22 protein-coding genes are annotated in these 23461 nt (G+C 67.7%); 11 read left to right on the plus strand and 11 right to left on the minus strand.

From position 1 onward, the window contains the following. The first annotated feature begins 163 nt into the window (after positions 1 to 163). The 5 genes from V1318_RS11760 to V1318_RS11780 all read left to right on the plus strand — a co-directional run bounded on the left by V1318_RS11760 (position 164) and on the right by V1318_RS11780 (position 10248). Positions 164 to 2503: a transcriptional regulator gene (locus V1318_RS11760; RefSeq protein WP_332939862.1), complete on the plus strand. Its 2340-nt coding sequence runs from the start codon at positions 164 to 166 to the stop codon at positions 2501 to 2503. A gap of 369 nt (positions 2504 to 2872) precedes the next feature. Further along, on the plus strand, positions 2873 to 6151 hold the full coding sequence (locus tag V1318_RS11765; protein WP_332939863.1) for an autotransporter outer membrane beta-barrel domain-containing protein: 3279 nt from the start codon (positions 2873 to 2875) through the stop codon (positions 6149 to 6151). Positions 6152 to 6313: 162 nt separating this feature from the next. Next, positions 6314 to 8419, plus strand: coding sequence for a glycoside hydrolase family 9 protein (locus V1318_RS11770; RefSeq protein ID WP_332939864.1), 2106 nt, complete (start codon positions 6314 to 6316; stop codon positions 8417 to 8419). 259 nt (positions 8420 to 8678) lie between these two features. Further along, positions 8679 to 9821: an ATP-binding protein gene (locus tag V1318_RS11775; protein ID WP_332939865.1), complete on the plus strand. Its 1143-nt coding sequence runs from the start codon at positions 8679 to 8681 to the stop codon at positions 9819 to 9821. Next, positions 9814 to 10248: a response regulator gene (locus tag V1318_RS11780; protein WP_332939866.1), complete on the plus strand. Its 435-nt coding sequence runs from the start codon at positions 9814 to 9816 to the stop codon at positions 10246 to 10248. Before V1318_RS11775 ends, V1318_RS11780 begins: the two co-directional genes overlap by 8 nt. 170 nt (positions 10249 to 10418) lie before the next feature. Here V1318_RS11780 and V1318_RS11785 read toward each other — a convergent pair whose 3' ends face one another. The 10 genes from V1318_RS11785 to V1318_RS11830 all read right to left on the minus strand — a co-directional run bounded on the left by V1318_RS11785 (position 10419) and on the right by V1318_RS11830 (position 18275). Continuing rightward, a complete protein-coding gene (locus tag V1318_RS11785) occupies positions 10419 to 11081 on the minus strand; it encodes a hypothetical protein (protein WP_332939867.1) in 663 nt (220 codons plus the stop codon). 66 nt (positions 11082 to 11147) lie between these two features. Continuing rightward, complete coding sequence (locus V1318_RS11790) at positions 11148 to 11603, minus strand: GNAT family N-acetyltransferase (RefSeq protein ID WP_332939868.1); 456 nt, start codon at positions 11601 to 11603, stop codon at positions 11148 to 11150. A 53-nt stretch (positions 11604 to 11656) separates the two neighbouring features. After that, positions 11657 to 12079, minus strand: coding sequence for a PaaI family thioesterase (locus V1318_RS11795; protein ID WP_332939869.1), 423 nt, complete (start codon positions 12077 to 12079; stop codon positions 11657 to 11659). Between the two features lie 91 nt (positions 12080 to 12170). After that, positions 12171 to 12710 (minus strand): hypothetical protein, encoded by a 540-nt coding sequence (locus V1318_RS11800; protein WP_332939870.1) that lies wholly within the window; start codon positions 12708 to 12710, stop codon positions 12171 to 12173. 57 nt (positions 12711 to 12767) lie between these two features. Next, positions 12768 to 13457, minus strand: a complete 690-nt coding sequence (locus V1318_RS11805) for a VIT family protein (protein ID WP_332939871.1) — start codon at positions 13455 to 13457, stop codon at positions 12768 to 12770. A gap of 285 nt (positions 13458 to 13742) precedes the next feature. After that, positions 13743 to 13997 carry a DUF2164 domain-containing protein gene (locus tag V1318_RS11810; protein ID WP_332939872.1) on the minus strand — a complete coding sequence of 85 codons (255 nt, stop codon included), beginning with the start codon at positions 13995 to 13997 and terminating at the stop codon, positions 13743 to 13745. Positions 13998 to 14058: 61 nt separating this feature from the next. Further along, positions 14059 to 14565 (minus strand): ankyrin repeat domain-containing protein, encoded by a 507-nt coding sequence (locus V1318_RS11815; protein WP_332939873.1) that lies wholly within the window; start codon positions 14563 to 14565, stop codon positions 14059 to 14061. Positions 14566 to 14598: 33 nt separating this feature from the next. After that, positions 14599 to 15324: a 2OG-Fe(II) oxygenase gene (locus V1318_RS11820; RefSeq protein ID WP_332939874.1), complete on the minus strand. Its 726-nt coding sequence runs from the start codon at positions 15322 to 15324 to the stop codon at positions 14599 to 14601. A 257-nt stretch (positions 15325 to 15581) separates the two neighbouring features. Beyond that, positions 15582 to 16973, minus strand: a complete 1392-nt coding sequence (locus tag V1318_RS11825; RefSeq protein ID WP_332939875.1) for a sigma-54 dependent transcriptional regulator — start codon at positions 16971 to 16973, stop codon at positions 15582 to 15584. Between the two features lie 267 nt (positions 16974 to 17240). Further along, complete coding sequence (locus V1318_RS11830; RefSeq protein WP_332939876.1) at positions 17241 to 18275, minus strand: class 1 fructose-bisphosphatase; 1035 nt, start codon at positions 18273 to 18275, stop codon at positions 17241 to 17243. A 205-nt stretch (positions 18276 to 18480) separates the two neighbouring features. On the opposite strand from V1318_RS11830, the gene V1318_RS11835 reads away from it, so the two are divergent. From V1318_RS11835 to V1318_RS11845, 3 genes are all read left to right on the plus strand, one after another. Next, positions 18481 to 18933: a hypothetical protein gene (locus V1318_RS11835; RefSeq protein WP_332939877.1), complete on the plus strand. Its 453-nt coding sequence runs from the start codon at positions 18481 to 18483 to the stop codon at positions 18931 to 18933. 133 nt (positions 18934 to 19066) lie between these two features. Continuing rightward, on the plus strand, positions 19067 to 19387 hold the full coding sequence (locus V1318_RS11840) for a hypothetical protein (RefSeq protein WP_332939878.1): 321 nt from the start codon (positions 19067 to 19069) through the stop codon (positions 19385 to 19387). 311 nt (positions 19388 to 19698) lie between these two features. After that, positions 19699 to 20100 carry a hypothetical protein gene (locus V1318_RS11845; RefSeq protein WP_332939879.1) on the plus strand — a complete coding sequence of 134 codons (402 nt, stop codon included), beginning with the start codon at positions 19699 to 19701 and terminating at the stop codon, positions 20098 to 20100. Between the two features lie 74 nt (positions 20101 to 20174). On the opposite strand, the gene V1318_RS11850 is transcribed toward V1318_RS11845, so the two are convergent. Beyond that, entirely contained in the window at positions 20175 to 20687 is a 513-nt protein-coding gene (locus V1318_RS11850) for a hypothetical protein (protein WP_332939880.1), read from the minus strand. A 152-nt stretch (positions 20688 to 20839) separates the two neighbouring features. Here V1318_RS11850 and V1318_RS11855 point away from each other — a divergent pair, with 152 nt between their 5' ends. The 3 genes from V1318_RS11855 (at position 20840) to dinB (ending at position 23277) form a co-directional block, all read left to right on the plus strand. Next, entirely contained in the window at positions 20840 to 21286 is a 447-nt protein-coding gene (locus V1318_RS11855; RefSeq protein ID WP_332939881.1) for a hypothetical protein, read from the plus strand. A 29-nt stretch (positions 21287 to 21315) separates the two neighbouring features. Further along, positions 21316 to 21786: a hypothetical protein gene (locus V1318_RS11860; RefSeq protein WP_332939882.1), complete on the plus strand. Its 471-nt coding sequence runs from the start codon at positions 21316 to 21318 to the stop codon at positions 21784 to 21786. Between the two features lie 405 nt (positions 21787 to 22191). After that, positions 22192 to 23277 (plus strand): DNA polymerase IV, encoded by a 1086-nt coding sequence (gene dinB, locus V1318_RS11865; protein ID WP_332939883.1) that lies wholly within the window; start codon positions 22192 to 22194, stop codon positions 23275 to 23277. Positions 23278 to 23461 lie beyond the last annotated feature (184 nt).

Raw genomic sequence — 23461 nt, forward strand, 5'->3', positions numbered from 1 at the left:
TGGAGCGGCCGTAAATTCCGGATTCGCAATAAAAACGGCAAGCGCCGGTACGTCGAGTTCCGTCAGATGAGCAACGGCACTGGTCGCGAACCATGCGATAGACTCGTCCCGCGTCGTGCGTGCGTTCCGACGTGCAGTTATCCGGAAGCAGCACAGGCCGCCCATGTCCACAAGGAAAAGAAGCTATCGGTTTGGCAGTTTCGAGCTGAATACGCACGCACACGAACTGCTCCGGGACGGCCAGCCGGTGGCATTGCCCTTGGTCGCCCTCGACTGCCTCGCCTATCTGATCGAGCACCGCGACCGTCCGGTCGGCCGCGACGAGCTGATCTCCGCGGTGTGGGGGCGCACCGACGTCAGCGAATCCACGCTCGCGCATACCGTCGTGCGTTTACGCCAGGCGCTGGGCGATAACGGCAACGACCAGCACAGCATCCGCACGGTACCTCGGCTGGGTTTTCGTTGGGTCGCCGATGTCGCGATCGAGGAAACGGAAATCGCTGCGGCCGTCGCCGCTGCGAAAGAACCGATATCGGACGCGATGCCAGTACCGCACCCGGGACCAGCCGACGCCCCGTCGCGGACATCCCGACGGCAACCCTCATTGTTGCGGCCGCGCTGGCTCGGGTCGGTGGCGGCGCTGCTGGTGGCCGTGTCCCTTATCGTCCTGTTCGCAAGCCGATCACCGCCGATTCCGACCCCGGCCGCGCCGACGGAACCGTACACGGCATGGGTGATGCCGGCCGAAATCAATGCGTCCGAGGACTGGGCCTGGTTGCGTCTGGGGCTGATGGATCTGGTGGCGAACCGGCTGCGGCTCGGCGCGCTGGCGACGGTGCCCAGCGAGACGGCGTTGGCCTTATCGACAAAATGGAAGCCCGGCGAGCCCGGCGTCGCAGCCGATCCACGGCTCGGCATTTCCTTGCGTGTGCAACCGCAGGTCGAACACATCGACGGCGCCTGGCGGGTGAGCTTGGCGGCGTATCCGAACGAGGGGCGCGTTTTGCGCACCGAGGCCCGCGCCAACGATGTTCTGGTCGCGGCACGCCGGGCCACGGACGATCTGCTGGTCGCGCTGGGACATGCGCCACCGATAGACGCCAGCCGCTCGCCGGCGGATCCGGAAAAACTGCTGCAACAGGTCGCCGCCGCGCGGCTGGCGGGGCGCTTGCCGCAGGCGCTGGAACTGCTGCAGCGCGCTCCGCCGCAATGGCTGCAGCAAGCCGAAGTCGCGCTGGTCGCCGCCAGGGTCGACTGCGATCGCGGCGAACGCGAAGCGTGCGAGCAACGGTTGAACCTGCTGCTGGAGCAGCTTCCGGCCGAGAAGAATCCGGTGCTCCGGGCGCGCGTACTGACGTCGGTGGCCTGGTTGCATGCCAACCGCGCCGAATACGATCAGGCCGAGCGCATCCTGACGCAGGCGCTGACGCTGTTGCGAGGCCAGAACGCGCCGGGCGTGCTCGGCCATGTCCATTCGTTGCGCGGCTGGGTACGGTTGACGCTGTCGCGTCTGGACGAGGCGGTGGCGGATCTGGGCCTGGCGCGATTGGCTTTCGTCCGCAGCGGCGACATCCGCGAGATCGCCCGTACCGACCAGCGCCTGGGCGTGGTGGCCGGTCGACGCGGCCAATCGGGAGCCGCGCTGGCGCTGTTGCAGCGCGCCGCCGACCGTTTCGAGGCAGTCGGTGCCGAGAGCGATCTGGCCATCACCCTGATCGCGACCGCCGAGATCCAGGAGAATCTGCTCGAATTCGAGCAAGCGCTGGCGACCACCGACCGCTTCTGGTCGCCGCAATTCGCCCGCGACTGGGGGCGCAGCATCTGCCGTGCCTGGGTGCTGGCGCAGAACGGCCGCTTGCAGGAGGCCGCGACCCTGGCCGAGTCGATCCTTGCCGAAACCGACGCGACCGAGGAGGTGGCCTTGCGCGCCGAGGCGCAGGCCTTGCTGGCGCGGATCGCGCTGCAGCGAGGGCAGGCAGAGGAAGCGGTACGGCGGGCGCAACAGGTGGCCGAACCGGTACTCGAGGAAAGCGACCGCCGCGAATATCTGGGCAACCAGATGGTGCTGATCCGCGGCTTGCGCAGCCTGGGCCGGCTCGATGCCGCCCGGCGCGAGGTCCAGCGCCTGCGTGCCTGGGCCGATGCGGCGCCGGACGATTGGTTGCGCACCGGCGCGCTGCTGATGGAAGCCGAGCAGGACCTGGGCGATGGCCGGCTCGAACCGGCCCTGCGCCGTTATGCCGAGGCGATGGCCAGCGCCGAACGCCTGGGCGTGCCGGAATGGCTGGTCGCGGTCGGCTCCTCCTATGCGCCGGCGTTGATCGAAGCGGGCCGTCTCGACCAGGCCGGCGTGATCGGCGGCCGTATCGGTGCCTGGGCCGATCAGGACATGCGCGCCGCCTGGGTGCAGGCGCGCCTGCATCAGGCGCTGGGCGATCGCGAGGCCGCGCGGGCGGCGGAGCAGCGGGCGAGGCGGCTGGCTGGAGAGCGCCGGTTGCCGTAGGAACCGGTCGAACCGGCGTCTTGCGAATCGACGATTCCACGGTAAGCCGGTGGCGTGCCTGCAGCAGCAGGCCGGCGCCGCAGGCGGCGGGGCCATCCCGCGCACCGTGACCCCGGTCCAGGTACAAGCGTGCCGCCGTTCCGACATTCGGCAAATGCCCATGCGCGTTGCATGAATCTTGCGTCTGCGATGCATGCGCCGTCGTTGCGATCGAGGCCAAGCTGTGGGCCGCAACGTCGAGTAGGGGGCTGACTTGGCCGCCGTCCCAGCGCAAGCCGGGAGGACAGCGCGCGCTTGAACATGCCCGGCATGCTCCTGTCATCGGCTGGCTACTCGTGCCGCCTTTTTGAACGCAATCCAGGGAAATCCATGTCCAGTTCGCGCTCCGCCGCAGGCGGCAAGGAAGATTTTTCGAAGCTGCCGCCGCTGTGGCGGCAATCGATCGTCGACAATGCGCGCCAGGACGTCGAGCGCGATCTCGTGCAGCGCCGCCGCAAGACGCTGTATTTTTCCGTCGTCACCGCCCTGGTGGCGGGGGCGATGGCGCGACCCGCCGTGGTGCAGGCGACCGATTACAAGGACACGCTCACCGGCGTCGCCGACAACGACCGTCCCGGCGGCAGCGGCGATTACGATCCCGGCTACGACCTCGCGGACCAGAACGGCAGCCTGCACTACCGCTTCGCCGGCGGCGACAACGTGGCGCTGGAGGGCGTCGACCGCGACGTGCTCGCCGTATCCGTCACCCGCGGCAACCCGCCGGTCGTCCTGGACGTGGTCGGCGGCGGCTGGCTCAACCTGTCGGCGGTCCGCCCGCAAAGCAGCAACCGGGGGATGGCGATCGGCATCCTCAACGACGGCAACACGCTCACCGTCAACGGCAACACCAGGATCTCCGCCAACGCCCGCGACGCGGATTTCGGCGCCGGCCTGGGCAACGGCGCGTACGCGGTGATCGGGCGCGGCGGCAGCACCACGGTGTTCAACGGCGCCACCGACTTCCATGCCCGCACGCAGGGCTTCGCGCGCGCGGTCTGGGCCTCCGGGCGCAGCACCATCGTATTCAACGGCCCGACCACGATCCTCGCCGAAAGCCGCGGCACGCTCGATGCGGTCTACAACTCCGATGGCAGCACCATCACATTCAACGGCGACACCCGCATCTCGGCGTTGTCGATCTGGCCCAGCGACAACGCCCATGCCATCTACAACGACAACACCAACAGCCGGCTGACGGTCAATGGCGACCTGTCGCTGACCACGGTCGCCATGGGTTCGACCGCATTCGGCGTGCGCAACCAGGGCGACATGGAGGTCTTCGGCGACGCCACCGTCAGCGTGACGGGCACACGCTCCACGCATGGCATCGCCAATACCCATCGCAATGCGTGGATGATCTGGCACGGCGACGTGGACGTGCGCGTACGCAGCGAAGGGCCGGAAAACGGCTACGCACCGTTCGGCAATCCCTCCGGCCTCAGCAACGACCGCTCGCCCGGTGCGCGCATGCGCTTCGAGGGCGCAGTGAACGTCGATGTCGCCTCGGAGGCGGAAACCTACGGCCTGGTCAGCACCGGCTTCATCGAGTTCACCTCGCCCACCGCGCCGGTGTCGTTCACCGTCGCCGCCGCTTGCAACCCGCCCGACGTCCCGAACTGCGACCGCGACGTATACGGCATCCGCAACTTCGGCACCGTCAACCTTGCCGGGGGGCTGACCGTGTCGACCAGCCCGTTCGGCACCGGCACCGCGTATTCGATCTGGAGCGTGCCGCTCGACAGCCAGGACGCCAGCGTCGCCGTCAACCAGGCCGGCGGCCAGCGCGTGCAGCTCGACGGCGACATCGCGACCGCGACCGACGTCGTCAACGGCCACATCGGCTCGGTCGATGTCAATTTCGACACCTCCGACTCCTGGCTGCGCGGGCTGGTCAAAGGCCGGCAGACCGATGCCGGCTTCACGGTGGGCAAGGCCGAGCTGGCGTTCGCCAACGGCGCGGCATGGATTCCGCAGGGCACCGGCACGCTGAGCAACGATTTCGGCGTGGGGTCGCTGAGCATCGGCGGCGACGGCGCGATCGACATGGCGGGAGCCTGGGGCCGCTTCGCACCCGGCGCGGTACCGGCGCATGCCTACCGCCGGCTGGTCGTCGACAGCAGCAACACCGGCACCGGCGCCAGCGTCGCCCTGGCCGACGGCGCCAGGTTCATGTTGCTCAGCGACATCACCGGCAAGTCCGGCGCCGTCACCGCCGATCAGATCGCGTTCGGTAGCGGCATCAAGAACTTCTCCGCGCGCGGCACGCAGCGCGTGGGCATCGTGTACGACCCGGTGCTGGACGACACCTCCTGGGTCAACGCCGCGACCATTCGCACCGGCCGGTCGATCGCCTCGGCCACGCCGATCGCCATCGTCGACGCCAGCGCCGCGGCGGGCGGCAGCGCCGCGTTCTCGGCGGTGGCCGGTTTGGACGGCCGCTGGAGCGGGACCTACGAAAACGATCTGGTGCAGTTCACCTACCGGCCGCAGGTCGCATTGACCGCCGACGGGAAGAAGATCGTGCTGACCGGTATCGACATCTTGGGGACCGGTGGCGGTTCCGGCGGCGGTTCCGGCGGCGGCTCCGGGGGCGGTCCGGGAGGCGGTAGCGGGGGCAACACGGGGGGCAACGTGGGAGGCGGCACGGGCAGCGGCACCGGAAACGGCATCGGGATACTGCCATCGCAGACGGTGCTGACAGCGGCCGATGCCGCCGACAGCCTGGTCGATCTGTGGCAGGCCGGCGAGCAAGGCGCGCTGCAGCAGCGGCGGGGCCGACCGCGCGGCGCCGACACGGACGACTACCAGGTCTGGGCTGAGGCCGACGCCGGCGAAATCACCGCGAAGACCCCGTATTCGCGTCGTTACCGCCAGACCTACCGCGGCCTGACCATCGGCGCGGACCGCGGTTTCGCGCTGGATGCCGGCACCGGCGCCATCGGCGCGAGCGTGGGACGGACCCGATCGAACGCCGACTACATGCAAGGCCAGGGCGAGCTGAGCGCAACCACGCTGGGGCTTCATGGCCGCTGGAACGCCGACAACGGCCGCTATCTGCTGTTCGGAGCCAGCGTGTCGTCGCTGGAAAACCGGTACGCCGGGCGCGATTCCGAAGGCCGCGACATCGTCGGCAAATACCGGATCCAAGCCGGCCAGCTGTACGCCGAAGGCGGCCATACCTTCAAGCTGGCCAGGTCCTACTACGTCGAGCCCCTACTTGGCCTCTCGCTGGGCGCCGTCGGCCGCCGCGATCACACCACCGGCAATGGCGTGCGGATCGGCCAGGACAAGCTCGATACCTCGTACGCGCGCGCCGGCGTCGCCTTCGGCAGGACGCTGCAGGGCGCGCGGTCGGCGGGGAACGTATACGTCCGCGCATCGGCATTGCGTTACCTGGGCGGCAACCTCGACATCGCCGCGTCCAAGGATGGCGGCAGCATCGCCCCCGACACGTCCGACCGCAAAGGCATGAGCGGCGAGTTCATGCTGGGCGGCGATGTCGACTTCGGCAACCAGCGCAGCTCACTGTTCCTGGAGGCATCCGGCGCCACAGGCGTCGAAACGAGGCGGCATTGGGCCGTCCAGGCAGGGCTGCGGCACAGTTGGTAGCGCCTGTCGGCATTCCGCGACGATGCGACGGGTCCGCTTCGGGCCCGCAGTCGTCGATCGATGAGCGTTATCGAGCCAGCACCGACCTGTCTCAGCCTAGTTCGCCGGTCCGAAACCCGACCCGTAAAAGCCGTCGCGACTGACGGCAAGTGGAGTAAAGCAATGACACAACGATATCTGCGGGGCGGGGTGGTCCTGTCGGTTCTGCTCGGCATGGTGGCCGGCCTGCCGGCCTGCGGAGGCGGCGGTACCTCGTCACCGGCCGCGGCCGCGCGCAAACCCGGTGCCAGAGCTGGAGCGTCAGCCGCAACCGCAACCGCAACCGGAGCCGTAACCGTCGCCGGGGCGGGCGCGAATACCGCTGCGATATCCGCTGCTTCGTCGCAGCGGGCAACGGGAGGCCGACTCCCGCCGCTTCTGAGCGAGCTCGTGGGCAACGGCCCGTTCATCGTGGTCGATCAGTTCGGCTACTTGCCCAGCCTGAAGAAGGTGGCGGTGCTGCGCGATCCATCGGACGGCTTCGACAGCGCGGACCAGTACGTGCCGGGCGCGATGTTGCAGGTGGTCGATGCGGCGACGAAAACCGTGGTGTTCAGCGGTTCGCCCACGCCCTGGAAGAACGGCGATGTCGACACCTCGTCCGGCGATCGCGCCTGGCATTTCGACTTCAGCGCCGTCACCGCACCGGGGACCTACGAGGTGGTGGACCCGGCGCGCAACATCCGATCGGCCAGGTTCGAGGTCGGCGCCAACGTATACCGGCCCGTGCTGGTGCAGGCGGTGCGCAGCTTCTTCTACCAACGCGCCGGTCACGCCAAGCTTGCGCAGTACGCGGGTGCCAGGTGGGCCGACGGCGCGAGCCACATGGGCCCGCTGCAGGACACGCAGGCGCGCCGCTACAACGCGACCGGCGATGCATCGACGCAGCGCGACCTGCATGGCGGTTGGTACGACGCCGGCGACTTCAACAAGTACACCAGTTGGGGAGCAAACTATGTCGTCGACCTGCTGCATGCCTATGCCGAGAACCAAGCGGTGTGGACCGACGATTTCAACCTGCCCGAATCCGGCAACGGCATACCCGATGTCCTGGACGAAGTGAAATGGGGCATGGACTGGCTGGTGCGGATGCAGAACAGCGACGGTTCCGTGCTGTCCATCGTCGGGCTCGCTTCGGCCGACGGCGGTGGCCGGCCTTCCGCGGCCACCGGGCAGAGCCTGTACGGCGATGCGAGCACCTCGGCGACGTTGGCCGCGGCGGCGGCCTACGCCCATGGCGCCCGGGTCTACGCCTCACTGGACAAGCCGGCCTACGACGCCTACGCCGCCGACCTGAGGCTGCGCGCGGTGCGGGCCTGGAACTGGGCCAGCGCCAATCCCAACGTGCTCTTCTACAACAACGACGCGTCCCGCGGCACTCAGGGCCTGGGCGCCGGTCAACAGGAAACCGACGACAACGGCCGTGCCCAGTTGCGCCTGGTGGCGGCGATCTATCTGTATGCGTTGACCGGCGATGCCGCCTATCGCAGCTACGTCGACAGCCACTACACCGAAATGCAGATGTTCTCGTCCTGGTGGTTGTCGCCCTACGGCTCCGGGGTGAACCGTCCGCTGCTTTACTACGCATCGCTGCCGGGCGCGACCGCCAGCGTCGCGCAGAACATCCGCACTCGCTATACCGAGCTGTGGGATCGCCCCGACTATGGCGGCTGGGGCGCCATCGCGGCGCAGCGCGATCCCTATCGTGCCTATCTCGATAGCTACGTATGGGGCAGCAACGGCATCAAGGCGCTCGCGGGCGGCATGTTCGCCGACCAAGGGCTGTACGGCATGGGCCAGCACAATGCCGCGGAGATCGCGGACGCGGGCGCGGCGTATCTGCACTACCTGCATGGCGTCAATCCGCTGGGCAAGGCCTACCTGTCGAACATGGGGGCCTACGGCGCGGAGAACTCGGTGGATCAGTTCTACCACTCGTGGTTCGCCGACGGCAGCCCGTGGGACAGTGTGCGGGACTCGCAGTACGGCCCCGCGCCCGGCTTCCTGGTAGGCGGCGCCAACAACACGCAGTACGACTGGGACGGCCGCTGCCCCGGCATATCGGCCCGATGCGGTTCGGCCCGACCCTCGCCGCCGTATGGCCAACCGGGGCAGAAGGCGTACAAGGACTTCAACGACAGTTGGCCGCTGAATTCGTGGTCGGTCACCGAGAACTCCAACGGCTACCAGACCGCCTACATCCGCTTGCTGTCGCGATACGTGAAGTAGGGGCGCGCACCTGGCGCCGCTGCGCTGACACCCGCCGCGCCCGGCTTCGCCGCAGGGCGACAGTTCCGACGGCCCCGGCCGGCCTCCGGCCGGCTGCGGACGGAAGGTCGCGGACCGCCGCCCCCGACCCGCGCCGGAACGGTCGCGGCATGCGCCACGACGGTAGCGGACGGTTCAGCCGCTGGGCCCACCCTGCACCGCGCCATCACGGTCGCAGCCGGTACACTTGCCCGCCAGAGGAACCCCGAGCCCGTACCGAATGACCGAAGCCGCCGCTCACGAAACGGGCGAGGACCGTTTCCGCATGGCGATGCAGGCCTCCGGCATCGGCATGGCCATCGTCGATCTGCAAGGTCGCTGGGTCGAGGTCAATCCGGTGTTCGAGCGTCTGCTGGGTTACTCCGCCGCCGACATGATCGGCCGCCCCACCGCCGAGTTCACCCATCCCGACGATGTCGCGCTTTCGCGCAGCTTCCTCGCAGGCCTGAGCGACGGCGGCATTCCGGCCCTGGACATGCGCAAGCGCTACCTGCGCAGCGACGGCACGGCGATCTGGACCCACGCCAACGTGGCCCTGGTGCGCAACGCCGAGGGCGCGCCGAGTTGCCTGCTGGTGCAGATCCGCGACATCGGCGCGCAGCTCGCGGCCGAAGCCCAGGCGCGCACCGACGTCGACGAGTTCGCGAACGCGCTGGACGCCTCCAATCGTCATCTGCAACTGTTCGCCGACGCGGTCGCCCACGACCTGCGCGCGCCGTTGCGATCGATCGAAAGCTTTTCCGGCCTGCTCGCCGACCGCGCCGCCGAGCGCCTGGACGAGACCGATCGCGACTATCTGGACCGCATCCGCGCCGCCGCCGGCCGCATGACCGCCTTGCTGGCCGCGCTCAACGATCTTTCCCACGTCACCCGCACCGCGATGCGGCCGACGCGCGTGGACCTGAGCCTGCTCGCCGACTGGGTCAGCGCCGAATTGCTGGACGCCGATCCGCATCGCCGCGCCGACATCCGCGTGCAGCCCGGCTTGTTCGTCGAAGGCGACGAACGCCTGCTCAAACTGCTGCTGACCCAGCTGATGGGCAACGCCTGGAAATTCTCGCGCGATCGCGACCCGATCCGCATCGAGATCACCGGCGAACGCGCCGACGGCCGCCTGCGCGTCGCGATCCGCGACTACGGCGCCGGTTTCGACATGCGATACGCTCACAAACTGTTCGAACCCTTCCAGCGCCTGCACGGACCGGATCAGGGCGGCGGCCACGGCCTGGGGCTGGCGATCGCCAAGCGCATCGTCGACCGCCACCACGGCCAGCTGCGCGCCCAATCCGAGCCCGACGTGGGCAGCACTTTCACCGTCGAATTGCCCGCCGCAGCCGTGGGCGAGGAAGCCACGCATGCATAAGGTCATCCTGCTGGTCGAAGACAACCCCGACGACGTCGAGCTGACCCGGCTCGCGTTCGAAGAGGCCAAGGTCGCCAACAAACTGGTGGTGGTCGGCGACGGCGCCGAGGCCTTGGACTACCTGTTCGCGCGCGGCCGCTACGCCGACCGCGCCCCCGCCGACCTGCCCTCGATCGTGTTGCTGGACCTCAACCTGCCCAAGGTCGACGGCCGCGAAGTCCTGCAGGCGATCCGCGCCAACGAAGCCACCCGTACCCTGCCGGTGGTCGTGCTGACCACCAGCACCGAACCCTTCGACGTCGAAGCCAGCTACGCCCTGGGCGTGAACAGCTACATCCAGAAGCCGGTGGATTTCGAACAGTTCGTGTGGGCGGTCAAGCAGGTCGGTCTGTACTGGCTGGTGCTGAACCACCCGCGCACGCCTTAAGGACGCAGCGCCGTACTCCATAGCGCTCGTGGCGAGCCTGTCCGGCCGTGAACGATCAGCCTTGCAGTCGCGAAGTCTGCGCTACCTCGGCACCGTAATCGGCGCCACAGGCTCTCTGGCCCGCTAAACGGCCTCGGTCGACGATCCGCCAGCGCCAACTGCATTCCCGATCAGGAGCCGCGGCGCGTGAAACGCGGCTCGTCGCGCACATAAGCGGTCCAGACATCCACGCCCAACTCGTGCGCCAAGCGCGCCACGATCGCTTCGGCGTCCTGCATGACGGCGCTCATCCGCCGCTGGAACTCGGCGCGCGGGACGGATACCAGCAGCCCCTCGCCGCCGTCGTCCGGATCGTGCTCGTGTATCGCCAGGCGATCGTGCGTGCCCTTGACGTCCAGGCCCCAGCCTTGGTCCGCATCCCAGTAAAGGTCGCCGACGCTCTGCGATGCGATGGCGTCGGAGAAACGCCGCATCTCGGATAGAGAGTCGTACCAGGGGAAGGAGATGCTGAGGCCGTCCTTCGGCTGCGACAGCCAAAGCCGCATCCAAAAGTAACTGCGGATCTGGTTGAAGTCCTTGCCGCGGCTCCGGGCCGCCGCCACGATCCGCCAGTAGTAGTCGGCCAAGGCCTGCTCGTGGCCCAAGACTTCGAAGCTGCGCGCCACCGACGGGAACTCGCGCGGTATCGCCGGCGGATCCAGCTTCAGCACCATACTCCGCTCCGACACCTCCGGATGGCGATCGGGGCCGTAGTAAAAGTCGTCGTAGATCAGGAAGCCGATCTGCGGCTCCAGCGAATCGAGCGCTTTCGCCTCCAGGGGGCCGGACGTCATGCCGACGTTGCCCGGCCGACGGACCGCGTCGATCCGGCCGGTACCGGCCGCGGATCGACGATATCGCTAAACGCCATGCGCACACTCCATAGGCACGTACACCAATCCATTCTTCGTTTGCGGTTCCGCTTTGGCGACGAAACCGAAACGCTCGTACACGGGAATCGCGGGCAGCGAGGAGTTCACGACGAACGTCTGGCTGCCGGAATCGGACCTGGCCTGCTCCCAAAGCGCGCGAGCGATGCCTTGCCCGTGAGAATCCGAGCGCACGAACAAATGGTAGAGGGGCGATCGCTCGCGTAACGCGATGACCCCGCACAGGCCGGTCGTGCCCTCCGCCACGTAATAGCGAAAGCTCGGCGATTCGATGCGCTCGGCCGTGGCCGACGGCGTCAGCGTGGCCAGAAACGGTCCGGCTTCCGGTGGCGCCGGATCTTCCAGGTAGTGGTGCGCCCAGCCGGTGATCAGGCCGCTGATCTCATCGGCGTCGGAGGCATGGGCGGGTCGAACCATGAACTGCATCGTGAAAGCCTAGGCCTGTTAGCTTGAACGCGCGAGAGGGGATCGAGGTACGTCTAAGTCCGCCCCGGGACATTGATGATCGTAGCCTGCATGACCGCGATAGCGTCCCGCTCCGAACCGCGCTCACCGATCACCTCTCCTTGGCAAACGGTAAGGGTTTTACCCGCCTTGACAACCCTGCCGATCGCCACGAACCGGTCCGCGACGGCGGGACGGACGAAGTTGATCTTGAACTCGACGGTAAGCACGTCCAGCCCCAGCGGCGCGACGCTCAGGGCGGCGTAGCCGCAAGCGCTATCGAGCACGCTGGTCAGGGCGCCCGCATGGATATAGCCGTGCTGTTGGGACAGTTCCGGGCGCGGCCGCAGTGCGATCTGTACCTCGCCCGGCGCAACCAGGACCAGCTGCGCGCCCAGGGTGGCCATGAGGCCCTGGGCCGCGAAGCTCGCGGCGATGCGATCCGATAGCTCGGACATTGGCGACTTCCCCTTATAGAATCCAGGACATCATCAGGCTATGCGACAATCGGCGGTGCGTGCGCAGGACAGAGGCTCGCGAACTCCTGGCCTAGTTGCCGGCGCCGCGGCGAACCAGCCCGGCCAGACGTGCGCGAACTCCCCGCAGATGCAGCACCGGGTAGACATTGAACGCGATCTGCACCAGCACGAACACCGCCGCCTCCAGTACGAATCCGCGGGCCGCGACGTAGACGATGTACGGAGTGAACAGCACCGCCGCCCAGAAATGGGTCGCCTCGGCGGACTCCGCCTGACGCTGCAGCGCCGCCAGGCTGCGCCGGCCGGCCGCGCGATATACCGTGTTGTTCAAATACCGAAGCGGCGTATCGCGCAGAAGACGGCCGAAAACGCGAACGCCCAGCCGGCGATAGCAGGGGCTGTCGGGCAAATCGCGCGCAACGGCGCGCAGGGCGCCGGGCATACGCAGAACGAACAGCGGTTCGGCGAATTTGGCCAGTCCCATGAAATAGAACATCAGCAACAGGCCCAGCCAGGCTGAGCGGTAGCCGATGACGTCGGCCAACATGAAGAAGGTGACTGCAAAGAAGATCGCGACGAGAACCAGTTTCGTCATGCTGCGCCAACGCATCTACGCCGACTCCTTGCTGGTGGAGCTATGCCGCACTCGCGTCTTGGCGGCCCGCACTCACGCCGAGACTCCGAACAGGGCGCCCACGGCTGAGGTCAAACCCATTGCCAGCATGCCCCAGAAAGAAACGCGCAGTACAGAGGCGGGCGCGGGCGCGCCGCCGGTGCGCGCGGCCAGCAGTCCCAGCAACGCGAGGAAGCACAGCGAGCTGCCGGCCAGGCCCCACATGAGCGAGGATTTCGGCAGAATCAGGACGGTCAACAAGGGCAGTGCCGCGCCCGCGGCAAACGTTCCGGCCGAAGCGAAGGCCGCTTGGACCGGTTTGGCCGCCAAGGTATTGGATATGCCCAGTTCGTCTCTACCATGCGCACCCAGGGCATCGTGTCTCATCAGCTGCGAGGCGACGCTGGAAGCCAGCGACCGATCCAGTCCGCGTTGGACGTAGATCGACACCAATTCCTCGTGTTCCTGCTCGGGGTTGTCGTCCAGCTCCTTGCGCTCGCGAGCAAGGTCCGCGCGTTCGGTGTCGGCTTGCGAGCTTACCGACACGTACTCGCCGGCGGCCATGGACATGGCGCCGGCGACCAGGCCGGCGACGCCAGCGACGAGTATGGCGCGGGTATCGGCCCCAGCGGCCGCAACGCCCAGCACCAGGCTGGCCGTGGACACGATTCCGTCGTTTGCCCCGAGCACCGCGGCGCGCAGCCAGCCCGTTCGATGTGTTCGATGTCGTTCGCTGTGTCTCATGGGGCCTCACCGAGTGGTGGAAGGTTGGTTGCGACGCGAATGCGAGCGGGCCCGAGCCGGCAAGCCCGCACGATTTCCAGCAAACCTCGCCCCGCGTTCGGAGCAAGCGGCCCAAACCCGGCCAACCGACTGTACGCTCGCCATAGCTCCGGCTACCGGCGTCGACGTGGCCACAGAATCCCGGGAGATCATATAGCCGTCCCAGTACGATCCCGCTAAACCGCGGAGAGAAAGATCGCGCCCCAGCCCAGGAACACGGACATGCCCACCGACCTGCGCACGCGCTTACCTTCTGAAGTCCGTGCGCTGTTCGAGCTGATAGATCGCGTCCTGCACATCCTCGAGCTTGGCGTTCAACACCGCCTGCGCGTCGTACAGGCCGCGATTGTAGTAGTACGCCCCCAACTCCTTGGAAAGGAAGTCGAGCAGGAACTCCGCGTCGAACTGCCCGATCTGCTGCTTCAACTCCTCGGAGAAATACAGCTGCAGCTTCCGCACGATGAGGGTCTTTTCTTCCTTGCTGAAAGTGATCTCGGACATGGGCTCGCGTGCCTGCTGCTTGAGTTGAAATGGACGTTTTCCGGATTTCCAGGGAGACACGTCAATCCTGCTCAAGAATAAACGGCTCCGCTCCGTTGTCGACAAGTAGCGCCGCGATCTCGTCGTGTCCTTTCTCGACCGCGCAGGCCCAGGCGTTGAAGCCGTCGACGTCGCGGTGGTTGACCGTTGCGCCGCGATCCAGAAGCGAGCGGACCAGCGCCAGGTTTCCCCTTGCCGCCGCAATCATCAGCGGCGTGATGCCCACATCGCTCACGCCGTCGACGGCCGCGCCGGCATCGAGAAGAATCTCCACGATCTGTGGATGCTGCCAGGCGACGGCTTGATGCAGCGCCGATAATCCGTAGTGCGCGCGGTGCTCGATGCTGGCGCCGGCGGCGACGAACATCCTGACCAGCGAGGCGTGGCCGTTCGTGGCCGCGTAGATCAGCGGCGTCGATCCCACGTCGTTGGTCGCATCGACGGCCGCACCGTCGCCAAGGGCGCGACGTGCCGCGGCTTCGTCTCCCTCTGCGGCCGCCTTCAGGAGCATTTCTTCGGCGTCGATCATCACGGCCATCCACATTCAAACCAATGCCGGCTTTCACCCGCCCCCGTACAAACGCTCCGCCCGCTGGAACAGGATCCAGCTCGTCGCGATGTATTTGTCCCCGCCCTTGGGCCGGTTGCCGCGATGAGTGTGGGTGAAGGCGGCCGGCGCGATCAGCAGGTCGCCGGTGCGCGGGGCGACCTTGCGCCGCTGATAGAGGAACTCGGTCTCGCCTTGTTCGAAGCCGTCGTTGAGGTAGATCGTCCACAGCAAGTGGCGGTGCAGGGTTTCGGCGTTGGCGTCGCGAGGGAACAACTCGCAATGCCAATAGGGATAACCGCCGCGGTCGGCGGTGTAGCGCTGCAGATTGATCGCGCCGGGACGCAGCACGGCCTGCACCACCGGGGCCAGGGCCGCGTCGTCCATCGCACCCAGGCGCTCGCCGGTGAGGCGGTGACGGCCCTGGCCGTCGGTGCCGGCCACTTCCAGCATCAGCGGGGCGATCAGGGTGTGCGGATAGCGGCGCAGGTAGTGCAGCAGGCCGGCGAACACGGCGTTGTTCAAGGCCGCCTCGGCGTCGCGCCATTCCTCGCGTCCGGAGATGGTCAGGTCGCGGCTGTCCTTGAGCTCAGGCATCACGCCGCCGCCGACACGGCCGGGCGCGACATCGCCGCTGGCATCGAAACGCTGCAACAAGGCGGCGCAGGCGGCGCGGTCCAGCGCCTGCGGGTAGACCTCGATGAAATCGTTGCTGTCGTCCAGCGATGGGGCGTCGGTCATGCGCGGCTCTACGCAAAGCTTCGGGAAAGCAGACATCCTCGCACGCGCAAACGGCCTTGCAAAAACGCAGGCTCGGCCGGGCGGGGCGCGTCTTGCTGCCTTCCCGGCTATCGATAAAAACAATAGATAAATCAATATTTTAGATATGTGTCGCGAAGCTCGCGCCGATGGGCCGCGTCCCCGTGCGCCGGCGGAGTCCGCCCTTCGAGATTCGACGAACTCAGGACGGACGGCGCCTACGGCTGCCAGCGGCAGGCCTAAGCCGCACTGATCCTGTCCGGCGCCCCCGGATCGTCGCCGCTACGCAATCCATGCCGCTGCATCAGCCGGTACAGCGTGACGCGCGACACCGCGAGCTCGCGGGCGGCGTCGATCAGGCGGCCGCGATTGCGCTGCAGGGCGCGTTCGATCGCGTCCTTGGTGGCGGCGTCGCGGATCTCGTCCAGGGTCGGCGGCGGGGCGCTGTCGGCGCTGTCGATGTGCAGGTCGGCGGCGGTGATCAGGCGGCCCTCGGCCATGACCACGGCCTGGCGCACGCGGTTGATCAGCTCGCGCACGTTGCCGGGCCAAGGGTGGCTGTGCAGGGCGTGGCGCGCGCAGGGCGAGAAGCCCTTGAGGCTGCGCTGGCTTTCCTGCGAATAGCGCTGCAGCGCGTGCTCGGCCAGGCGGTCGATATCGCTGCCGCGGTCGCGCAGCGGCGGCTGTTGCAGGCGCAGCACGCACAGGCGGTGGTAGAGGTCGGCGCGGAAGCGGCCGTCGGCGACCGCGGCGTCGAGGTCGTGGTGGGTGGCCGAGATGATGCGCACATCGATCGGGATCTGCTCGTGGCCGCCCAGGCGTTCGATGCTGCCCTGCTGCAGGAAGCGCAGCAGCGAAGCCTGGCTTTCCAGCGGCAGGTCGCCGATCTCGTCCAGGAACAGGGTGCCGCCGTTGGCCATCTCGATCCGGCCCAGCTTGCGGTGCTGGGCGCCGGTGAACGCGCCGCGTTCGTAACCGAACAGCTCCGATTGCACCAGGCTGTGCGGGATCGCGCCGCAGTTGATCGCCACGAACGGATGCGCGTGCCGGCGCGAATGCCGGTGCACCGCGGTCGCGGCCAGTTCCTTGCCGGTACCGGTCTCGCCGGCGATGAACACCGGCGCCTCGGTCAGCGCCGCCTTGCGCAGGGTGCGGCAGAGTGCGCGCATCGTCGCGCTCTCGCCGATCATGCCGTCGAAACCGGCTTCGCTGGTGGTCTCGCCGCGTTCGCAGGCCAGGGTGGCCATGCCGTGGGCGTGGCCGACGACGGTGTTGAGCACGGCCTCGGGGCAGGGCAGGGTGACGTAGTCGTAGCAGTAGTCGCGGATCAGCCGGCGTACCGGCTCCTGGTCGAGCTGGGCGGCCTCGACGCCGGCGACCCAGCCGACGTTATTGGCCGACAGCGCGCTGCCGAACTCGGCCAGGTCGTGGTGGCTGAAGCCCTCGCGCAAGTCCAGCAGGGCCGCGTGCGGCTGGCGGGGGTCGCCTTGCAGGATGCGCAGCACGCTGCGCGAGTCCGGGGCGTGGCGCAGATTCCAGCCCATGCGCTGCAGCGGCGCCAGCGACAACTCCCGTCCGGCGCTGCCGCGGGCGACGTAGATCAGTTCGCGCGACAGGGCCGGCCGGGGCACAGGCTCGCACGGGGCCGCATCCGTGCCTGCCGGATCGTGCTTGCCCACGCCTCGGACGCTGGGCTTGCGCGGTCCGCCGTTGGCCATCGTGCCCTCCCGCCCGTGGCGCATGCGCGCCGATACCGTGTGGGCAGAGTATTCAACGCCGCGGGTGACGCGAAGCGGTCACCGCGATGACGATCGTCGCGGTGTAGCCGACCGCGCGGGCCCAAGCACGAATCGCGCCACGGGCGGTTCATCCGAGGACGAACCGCGGCCGCGCGCCGGTCAGGCCCGGGCGTCGTGCTCGATGTGGTAGCGCACCGCGGTCTCGACCTCGTGCTTGCTGCCCAGGAACACCGGCACGCGCATGTGCAGGCCGGTGGGCTGCACTTCCAGCATGCGCTGGCGGCCGGTGCTGGCCGCGCCGCCGGCCTGCTCGACCAGGAAGCTCATCGGGTTGGCCTCGTACATCAGGCGCAGTTTGCCGCCCTGGGCGGCGCACTTGGCGTCCAGCGGATAGCTGAAGATGCCGCCACGGGTCAGGATGCGGTGCACGTCGGCGACCATCGACGCCACCCAGCGCATGTTGAAGTCCTTGCCGCGCGGGCCTTCCTTGCCGGCCAGCAGATCGCCCACATAGGCCTGCATCGGCGCCTGCCAGTGGCGCTGGTTGGACATGTTGACCGCGAATTCTTTGGTCTCTTCCGGAATCTTCATGTCGCGCGTGGTCAGCACGAAGCTGCCGACCTCGCGGTCCAGGGTGAAGGCGTGGGTGCCGTTGCCGATGGTCAGCACCAGCATCGTGCTGGGGCCGTAGGTGGTGTAGCCGGCGCAGACCTGCTCGGTGCCCGGTTGCAGGAAGTGCTCGTCCTGGGCCTGGGTCACACCGTCCGGGCAGCGCAGCACCGAGAAGATGGTGCCGACCGAGATGTTGACGTCGATGTTGCTGGAACCGTCCAGGGGATCGAACAGCAGCAGGTAATTGCCGCGCGGATACACGTCCGGGATCGGGTGCGAGGTGTCCATCTCCTCCGAAGCCAGGCCGGCCAGGTGGCCGCCCCAGGCGTTGGCTTCCAGCAGGATCTCGTTGCTGAGCACGTCCAGCTTCTTCTGCGCCTCGCCCTGGATGTTGCCCGTGCCGGCATCGCCGAGCACGCCGCCCAACGCGCCCTTGCCCACCGCGATCGAGATCGTCTTGCAGGCGCGCGCCACCACTTCGATCAGCAGGCGCAGGTCCGGGCTGATCCGGCCGGCGCGCTGCTCCTCGATCAGGTAGCGGGTGAGGGATACGGCGGTGCTGGCGCTGGGGGCCTGGGTCATGGCGGGGCTGGAGGCGGTGGCGAAGCCGCCATTGTCGCCTATCCCTGTCGTCCAGGCAGCACCGCGACCTGCGCTGCTAGCCCGAAGCGGCCGAGGACGAAACCATGGCGCTCGGGCTCCCCGGCTTGACCCTCGCATGTGCGCCGGATCACTCTCGAGCGGCATCCGCCGTTCAGCCGATGGCGTCGCAACCGAAGGGGGCTGCGTGAAAACGAAACTGTGCCTGTTGACGCTGCTTGCCTGTTGCACCTCGGCGCATGCGATCGCGTTGATGGAGGCAGAACGCACGCGCGCGATCGTGCACTACGGCGACTCGGCGAGCGTCGAGGCAGTTTGCAGGAAACAAGGGCCTTGTCACCTTAACGTGAAGCTCGCCGGCAAGACGTACCGGATCACGGAACAGATGCTGCCGGCGGACGTCGAGATCATTCCAAGCAATCTCTACTTGACCTACACGCAAGGCCACCCGAACCCCACGGTATATTCCGTCGGTTTCGAAATCGTCTGCGACGAGTACGCGGAGCGTCCCCCCGTCCACATTTGCCTAGCTTCCGTGAACATGCATGGATCGAAGGTGGCAGGGTTTTCCATGATCAAGCGGACTTACACCGACGAGGCCGTTCGAACGTATCGGGCCCGAAAAAAAGCGAGCGATTGACAGCATATACATGACATCATCGTGGAGACCGCTAAATGAACCCGTCCAGACCATCGCTGGCCATTGCGCTCGCTCCAGCATCGGAAAGCGCAGACTCACAGCCCGCCGAGCCGAAAGTCGAAACGAGGCCGACATGACCGCAGTAACCGGCAGATTGAGGTCCCTATGCGCTCGCGCGGCGCTCGGCATGACAACGCTGGTCTGCATCGTCCTGGGGATGGCGGCGGCGGGGCGCAGCTTCGCGCTCGGCTTCCGTCTGCTGCCGATCTATGGGGTCTTTGTCCTGGCCTTCCTGATTTTCGGGAGGCCGCTGCGCTTCGGGGTCGGTGCGTCGAAACCCTGCGTTCTGTGTTCCTATCTGATCGCAGCCGGGGTGGCCCTGCTCGCGATCTATGTTCTTTGGCAAGCTACCGACCCGGCAGTGCTGGGGCGGACGCCCGCGGTTACGCAGTGATCGCGTTAGCCCGCAACCTTCTCTGCTTCGGGCCGGATCGCCGTTGCGGGCGCGCGAACGGCGCCGTACGGAGTCGTAAACGTCATGGGCTGCGACGGAAATCAGGAGCGTACGAATGGATACATTCAAGCGAATGGCGGAGTCAACGGTGAATGCGTCGGAGGGTGTCAGTAATGGCTATACGCTCGCAGGCTCTGTATTTTGCTTCGATTTTTCTTAGCATCAGTTTATCAGCGTGTGCCAATCCTAGAGGGGGCACAGATATGCCTTTGCAGGGATTTTCGATCGCTGCCAAGGTTCAGAGTCGCTGTATGGCAGTTATAGACAGTAGGCTTGAGCCCGCATTGCGTCCGGTCTACGAGAGGCCTTTAGATAACCAATTCTTTGTCTACTTGCTACAAGCGCTTCCCGAGAAGGAGAGGCAGATATTTCGTGATGTTGCAGCGACCGCGACGCAGATCGAGGCGCAGAGTCAGGCAAAGAACTCGTCGGTGGCTAGGCGAAAGATAGTGGGAGAAGTCGATCGTCGCTTTGCTTTGCTAGAACTATGCGATCAACCCATCGCAAAGTACTCCGCCCGGGTCTTTGCCGACAGGCTGAAGGTCATTCTTCTACGCAATGAGATCGATTTGGCTTCAAGATACTACTCAGGAGCCGGTGACAGCGAGTTCGACGAGAAGCTACTCGTTTCATTGGTGGTAGCAGCGCGTTAGAGTGAATTTCGATGTTTAATCTTGGTCGCATCGCCATCAGGGGACGCGCTGGATGATGCGATTTGCGGTAGCGCTCACCTACACCGCAAATGCCGCTCACTCACCCCGAACGACTGCGCCACCGAGCGCAGGTCGCCGCCGGCCGCCATCGCGGCGCGGATCGCGATGCGGCGCAGGGCGATGAACACGCCCCAGGCCGAGGGCACCTCGACGGTGCCGGCTTCGCTGGTATGGGCGAGCAGGCGCGCGTGGGTGGTGGCGCTGAGTTCGACGCCGAGGCGGTCGGCGAAGCCGCGGCGATCGCGCGGCACGTAGACGCGGCGCCCGCCCAGCGCGCGCACGAAGCGCAGCATGGCGTCGAAGCCGTCGTGGCCGGCGATCTCGGCCGCGACCCAGGGCAGCGAGGCCAGCACCGCGACGCGGTGCTCGTCGCAGAAGTCGCACAAGGCGTCGAAGGCCGGGGTGCCGGGGCAGGGCAGGCCCAGGAACAGCGCGGCCGGCGCACGTACCGCGGCGGCGGCGCCGGGAGTAGCGGCAGGCGGCCGCGATGCGGGCGGCTTGGGGTGCGACGAGGCGAGGATGTCCATACCGACCACAACGCGGCGTCGCCGCGGCCGTGAAACGGCAACGCGGGCGGCCGAAAGCCTGTGAAGCGCCGCGGCTGGGCGCAGCTTCCGCATGTCGCCGGGCTGGCGAGGGGCCTACAAGGTCCACTCCCTATCCCGCTCCGGAGTCCGTCATGCCCTACACCATCAACGCCGGCGCCGCGCCGTTGGCCATCGCCGAATGCGAATGGGCGGCCGCCGCCAACGTCGCCGCCACCGCCACCGGCGACACCCAGCCGACGATCCAGTTCACCGCCTTCACTTCCTGCATCGGCATCGCCGCGCGCAACCTCGCCGGCACCCAGGTGATCGGCGTCCATCTGGCGCTCTACGACGCCAACAGCAATGCGTTCACCGCGGCCGACGTGCCGACGGTGACCGCGATCCTGCAGGGCCAGAACTACAACCCCAACCAGTGCTTCATCATCGGCGAGACCGCGGTCTGGCAGGCGTCGGCGCTGGCGGCCTACAACGCGCTGATCGCGGCATTGCCCAATGCGCAGATCTATTCGCTGGCCGACGGCACCTACGGCGCCGGCATCAGCGCCGCTCCGGCCTCGGCGCTGGAACCGACCTACTGATCTCCACGCACCGCAACCGGAGCAAGCTCATGCGCACGCGCATCCTCGCCGCGGCCCTGGCCGCATTGCTGTCCGCCGTCGTCCTGCCCGCCCATGCCGTGGATCCCTGCGCCAATCTGGTCACCGTGCAGATGAGCGCGATTCCGGAGATGAACGCCCAGGGCGGCGGCCACCTGGCCGCGCACATCCCCGGCGTGCAGCCGCCGGCGGGCTTCAGCCAGTACGGCCGCACCTTGTTCTGGGACGCGCAGGCCTGGGCCGAGGCCTTCGACCGGCTGACGCGCCAGCCCAATCCGCTCTATTGCCCGGAGCCGGCGCCCAACGGTTCGGAGGCCGCGCGCACGCTGCAATGGCAGTACTTCGCGCGCCAGTGCACCGCCGCCGACGGCAACGGCCTATGCACGGCGGGCCACGACGTGCAGGTCAACGCGGTGCAGATCGTGATGCGGCGGATCAACAACCGCTGGGTGGTGTACACGGCCTATCCGACGCCGAATTGAGCGTCGGTGGGGACGGCGCGGCGGCGCGTGGGGCGCCGCCGCGCCGGGCTTGGGCCGCTGGCAGGAATGGGGGCGGCGGCACGGCTTCGCCTTGCCCGCTGGCGGCATCCGCAGCGGGAACCGCGAGGCCGTGCCCGCTTTGTGTGGGAGCGGCGTAAGCCGCGATGGACGTTGCGAGCAGCTTCGCGGCTGCGTCGGCCGTTGATCGCGACTTACGTCGCTCCCACAGAGGGCGCCGATCGCATGATCGCTACCCCGTCAGGCGGGGCCGGCCTTGCGGCCGTCGCTCGCATGCACAGAGCTTGGGCCTCGTACTTGCGCGCCTAAAGAAGCGGGCGGCGCAAACCACCGCTGCGCCCCGCCGCGGCGCGCTACCATGCCGCCTTCGCAGCATCCCGCATCGCCGTGTCCGTCCCCAGCCGCAAAGTCCTGCATGTCGACATGGACGCGTTCTACGCGTCGGTCGAACAACGCGACGATCCCGCCCTGCGCGGCGTGCCGGTGGTGGTGGCCTGGCGTGGCGCGCGTTCGGTGGTGTGCGCGGCCAGCTACGAGGCGCGCAAGTTCGGCGTGCGCTCGGCGATGCCGGCGGTGCGCGCCGAGCGCCTGTGCCCGCACGCGATCTTCGTGCCACCGGATTTCGTGCGCTACAAGGCGGTCTCGCGGCAGGTGCGCGAGATCTTCGCCCGCCACACCGATCTGATCGAACCGCTGTCGCTGGACGAGGCCTACCTCGACGTCACCACGACCAAGACCGGGCTGCCCTCGGCCACCGCCACCGCCGAGGCGATCCGCGCCGCGATCCGCGAGGAAACCCGGCTGACCGCGTCGGCGGGCGTGGCACCGAACAAGTTCCTGGCCAAGATCGCCTCCGACTGGCGCAAGCCCGATGGGCTGTTCGTGATCCGCCCGCACCAGGTCCAGGCCTTTCTCGAGCCGCTGCCGGTGGGCCGCCTGCCCGGCGTGGGCAAAGTGATGGAAGCCAAGCTCGCCGAGTTGGGCGTGAGCGTGGTCGCCGACCTGCGCGCGCTGGGCGCGCTGGCGCTGGAGCAGCGCTTCGGCCGTTGGGGCCGGCGCCTGCACGAGCTGTCGCTAGGCCTCGACGAGCGCGCGGTCGAGCCGGAGCGGCCGACCCTGCAGATCTCCGCCGAGGACACCTTCGCCGAGGATCTGCGCCTGGACGAGCTGGAGCCGCATATCCGTCGCCTGGCCGGCAAGACCTGGGCCAGCTACCAGCGCGAACCCGGACGGCTCGCGCGCACGGTGGTGCTGAAGCTCAAGACCGCCGATTTCCGCACCCTCACCCGCAGCCTGACCCAGCCGGCGCCGCCGGCCAGCGAGCAGGAGCTGGCCGACATCGCCTGCGCGCTGCGCGCGCGCGTGGAGCATCCGGCCGACACCCTGTACCGTCTGGTCGGCGTGGGCTTGTCGGGGTTTGTCGACGAGGACGGTTACGTCGCGCAGTCGGATTTGTTCGCCATCGGAGAGTGAGGCGCGCGTTCGAGCAGCCGGTGGCGCGGCGGCGAGGTCACGCCGCGATTCCGAGTTTGCGCGCACGATGCGGTGCGCCCGCGGCTTACCGCATCCTACGGCTTCGTTTTGGATCAACGCCCCGTGCGCCACCACGCCGAAGTCGCCGGCGGCGCGTGCAGGTTCACCGGCTTACCGCGTCCTG

It is taken from the genome of Lysobacter sp. CCNWLW3 (assembly GCF_036697405.1).
Taxonomy (GTDB): Bacteria; Pseudomonadota; Gammaproteobacteria; order Xanthomonadales; family Xanthomonadaceae; genus Lysobacter.

What these genes read in the sequence shown, in the direction of transcription:
- V1318_RS11760 (WP_332939862.1), top strand. Translation starts at nt 164, where the DNA reads ATGTCCACAAGGAAAAGAAGCTATCGGTTTGGCAGTTTCGAGCTGAAT.
- V1318_RS11765 (WP_332939863.1), top strand. Translation starts at nt 2,873, where the DNA reads ATGTCCAGTTCGCGCTCCGCCGCAGGCGGCAAGGAAGATTTTTCGAAG.
- V1318_RS11770 (WP_332939864.1), top strand. Translation starts at nt 6,314, where the DNA reads ATGACACAACGATATCTGCGGGGCGGGGTGGTCCTGTCGGTTCTGCTC.
- V1318_RS11775 (WP_332939865.1), top strand. Translation starts at nt 8,679, where the DNA reads ATGACCGAAGCCGCCGCTCACGAAACGGGCGAGGACCGTTTCCGCATG.
- V1318_RS11780 (WP_332939866.1), top strand. Translation starts at nt 9,814, where the DNA reads ATGCATAAGGTCATCCTGCTGGTCGAAGACAACCCCGACGACGTCGAG.
- V1318_RS11785 (WP_332939867.1), bottom strand. Translation starts at nt 11,081, where the DNA reads ATGACGTCCGGCCCCCTGGAGGCGAAAGCGCTCGATTCGCTGGAGCCG.
- V1318_RS11790 (WP_332939868.1), bottom strand. Translation starts at nt 11,603, where the DNA reads ATGCAGTTCATGGTTCGACCCGCCCATGCCTCCGACGCCGATGAGATC.
- V1318_RS11795 (WP_332939869.1), bottom strand. Translation starts at nt 12,079, where the DNA reads ATGTCCGAGCTATCGGATCGCATCGCCGCGAGCTTCGCGGCCCAGGGC.
- V1318_RS11800 (WP_332939870.1), bottom strand. Translation starts at nt 12,710, where the DNA reads ATGCGTTGGCGCAGCATGACGAAACTGGTTCTCGTCGCGATCTTCTTT.
- V1318_RS11805 (WP_332939871.1), bottom strand. Translation starts at nt 13,457, where the DNA reads ATGAGACACAGCGAACGACATCGAACACATCGAACGGGCTGGCTGCGC.
- V1318_RS11810 (WP_332939872.1), bottom strand. Translation starts at nt 13,997, where the DNA reads ATGTCCGAGATCACTTTCAGCAAGGAAGAAAAGACCCTCATCGTGCGG.
- V1318_RS11815 (WP_332939873.1), bottom strand. Translation starts at nt 14,565, where the DNA reads ATGATCGACGCCGAAGAAATGCTCCTGAAGGCGGCCGCAGAGGGAGAC.
- V1318_RS11820 (WP_332939874.1), bottom strand. Translation starts at nt 15,324, where the DNA reads ATGACCGACGCCCCATCGCTGGACGACAGCAACGATTTCATCGAGGTC.
- V1318_RS11830 (WP_332939876.1), bottom strand. Translation starts at nt 18,275, where the DNA reads ATGACCCAGGCCCCCAGCGCCAGCACCGCCGTATCCCTCACCCGCTAC.
- V1318_RS11840 (WP_332939878.1), top strand. Translation starts at nt 19,067, where the DNA reads ATGACCGCAGTAACCGGCAGATTGAGGTCCCTATGCGCTCGCGCGGCG.
- V1318_RS11845 (WP_332939879.1), top strand. Translation starts at nt 19,699, where the DNA reads ATGGCAGTTATAGACAGTAGGCTTGAGCCCGCATTGCGTCCGGTCTAC.
- V1318_RS11850 (WP_332939880.1), bottom strand. Translation starts at nt 20,687, where the DNA reads ATGGACATCCTCGCCTCGTCGCACCCCAAGCCGCCCGCATCGCGGCCG.
- V1318_RS11855 (WP_332939881.1), top strand. Translation starts at nt 20,840, where the DNA reads ATGCCCTACACCATCAACGCCGGCGCCGCGCCGTTGGCCATCGCCGAA.
- V1318_RS11860 (WP_332939882.1), top strand. Translation starts at nt 21,316, where the DNA reads ATGCGCACGCGCATCCTCGCCGCGGCCCTGGCCGCATTGCTGTCCGCC.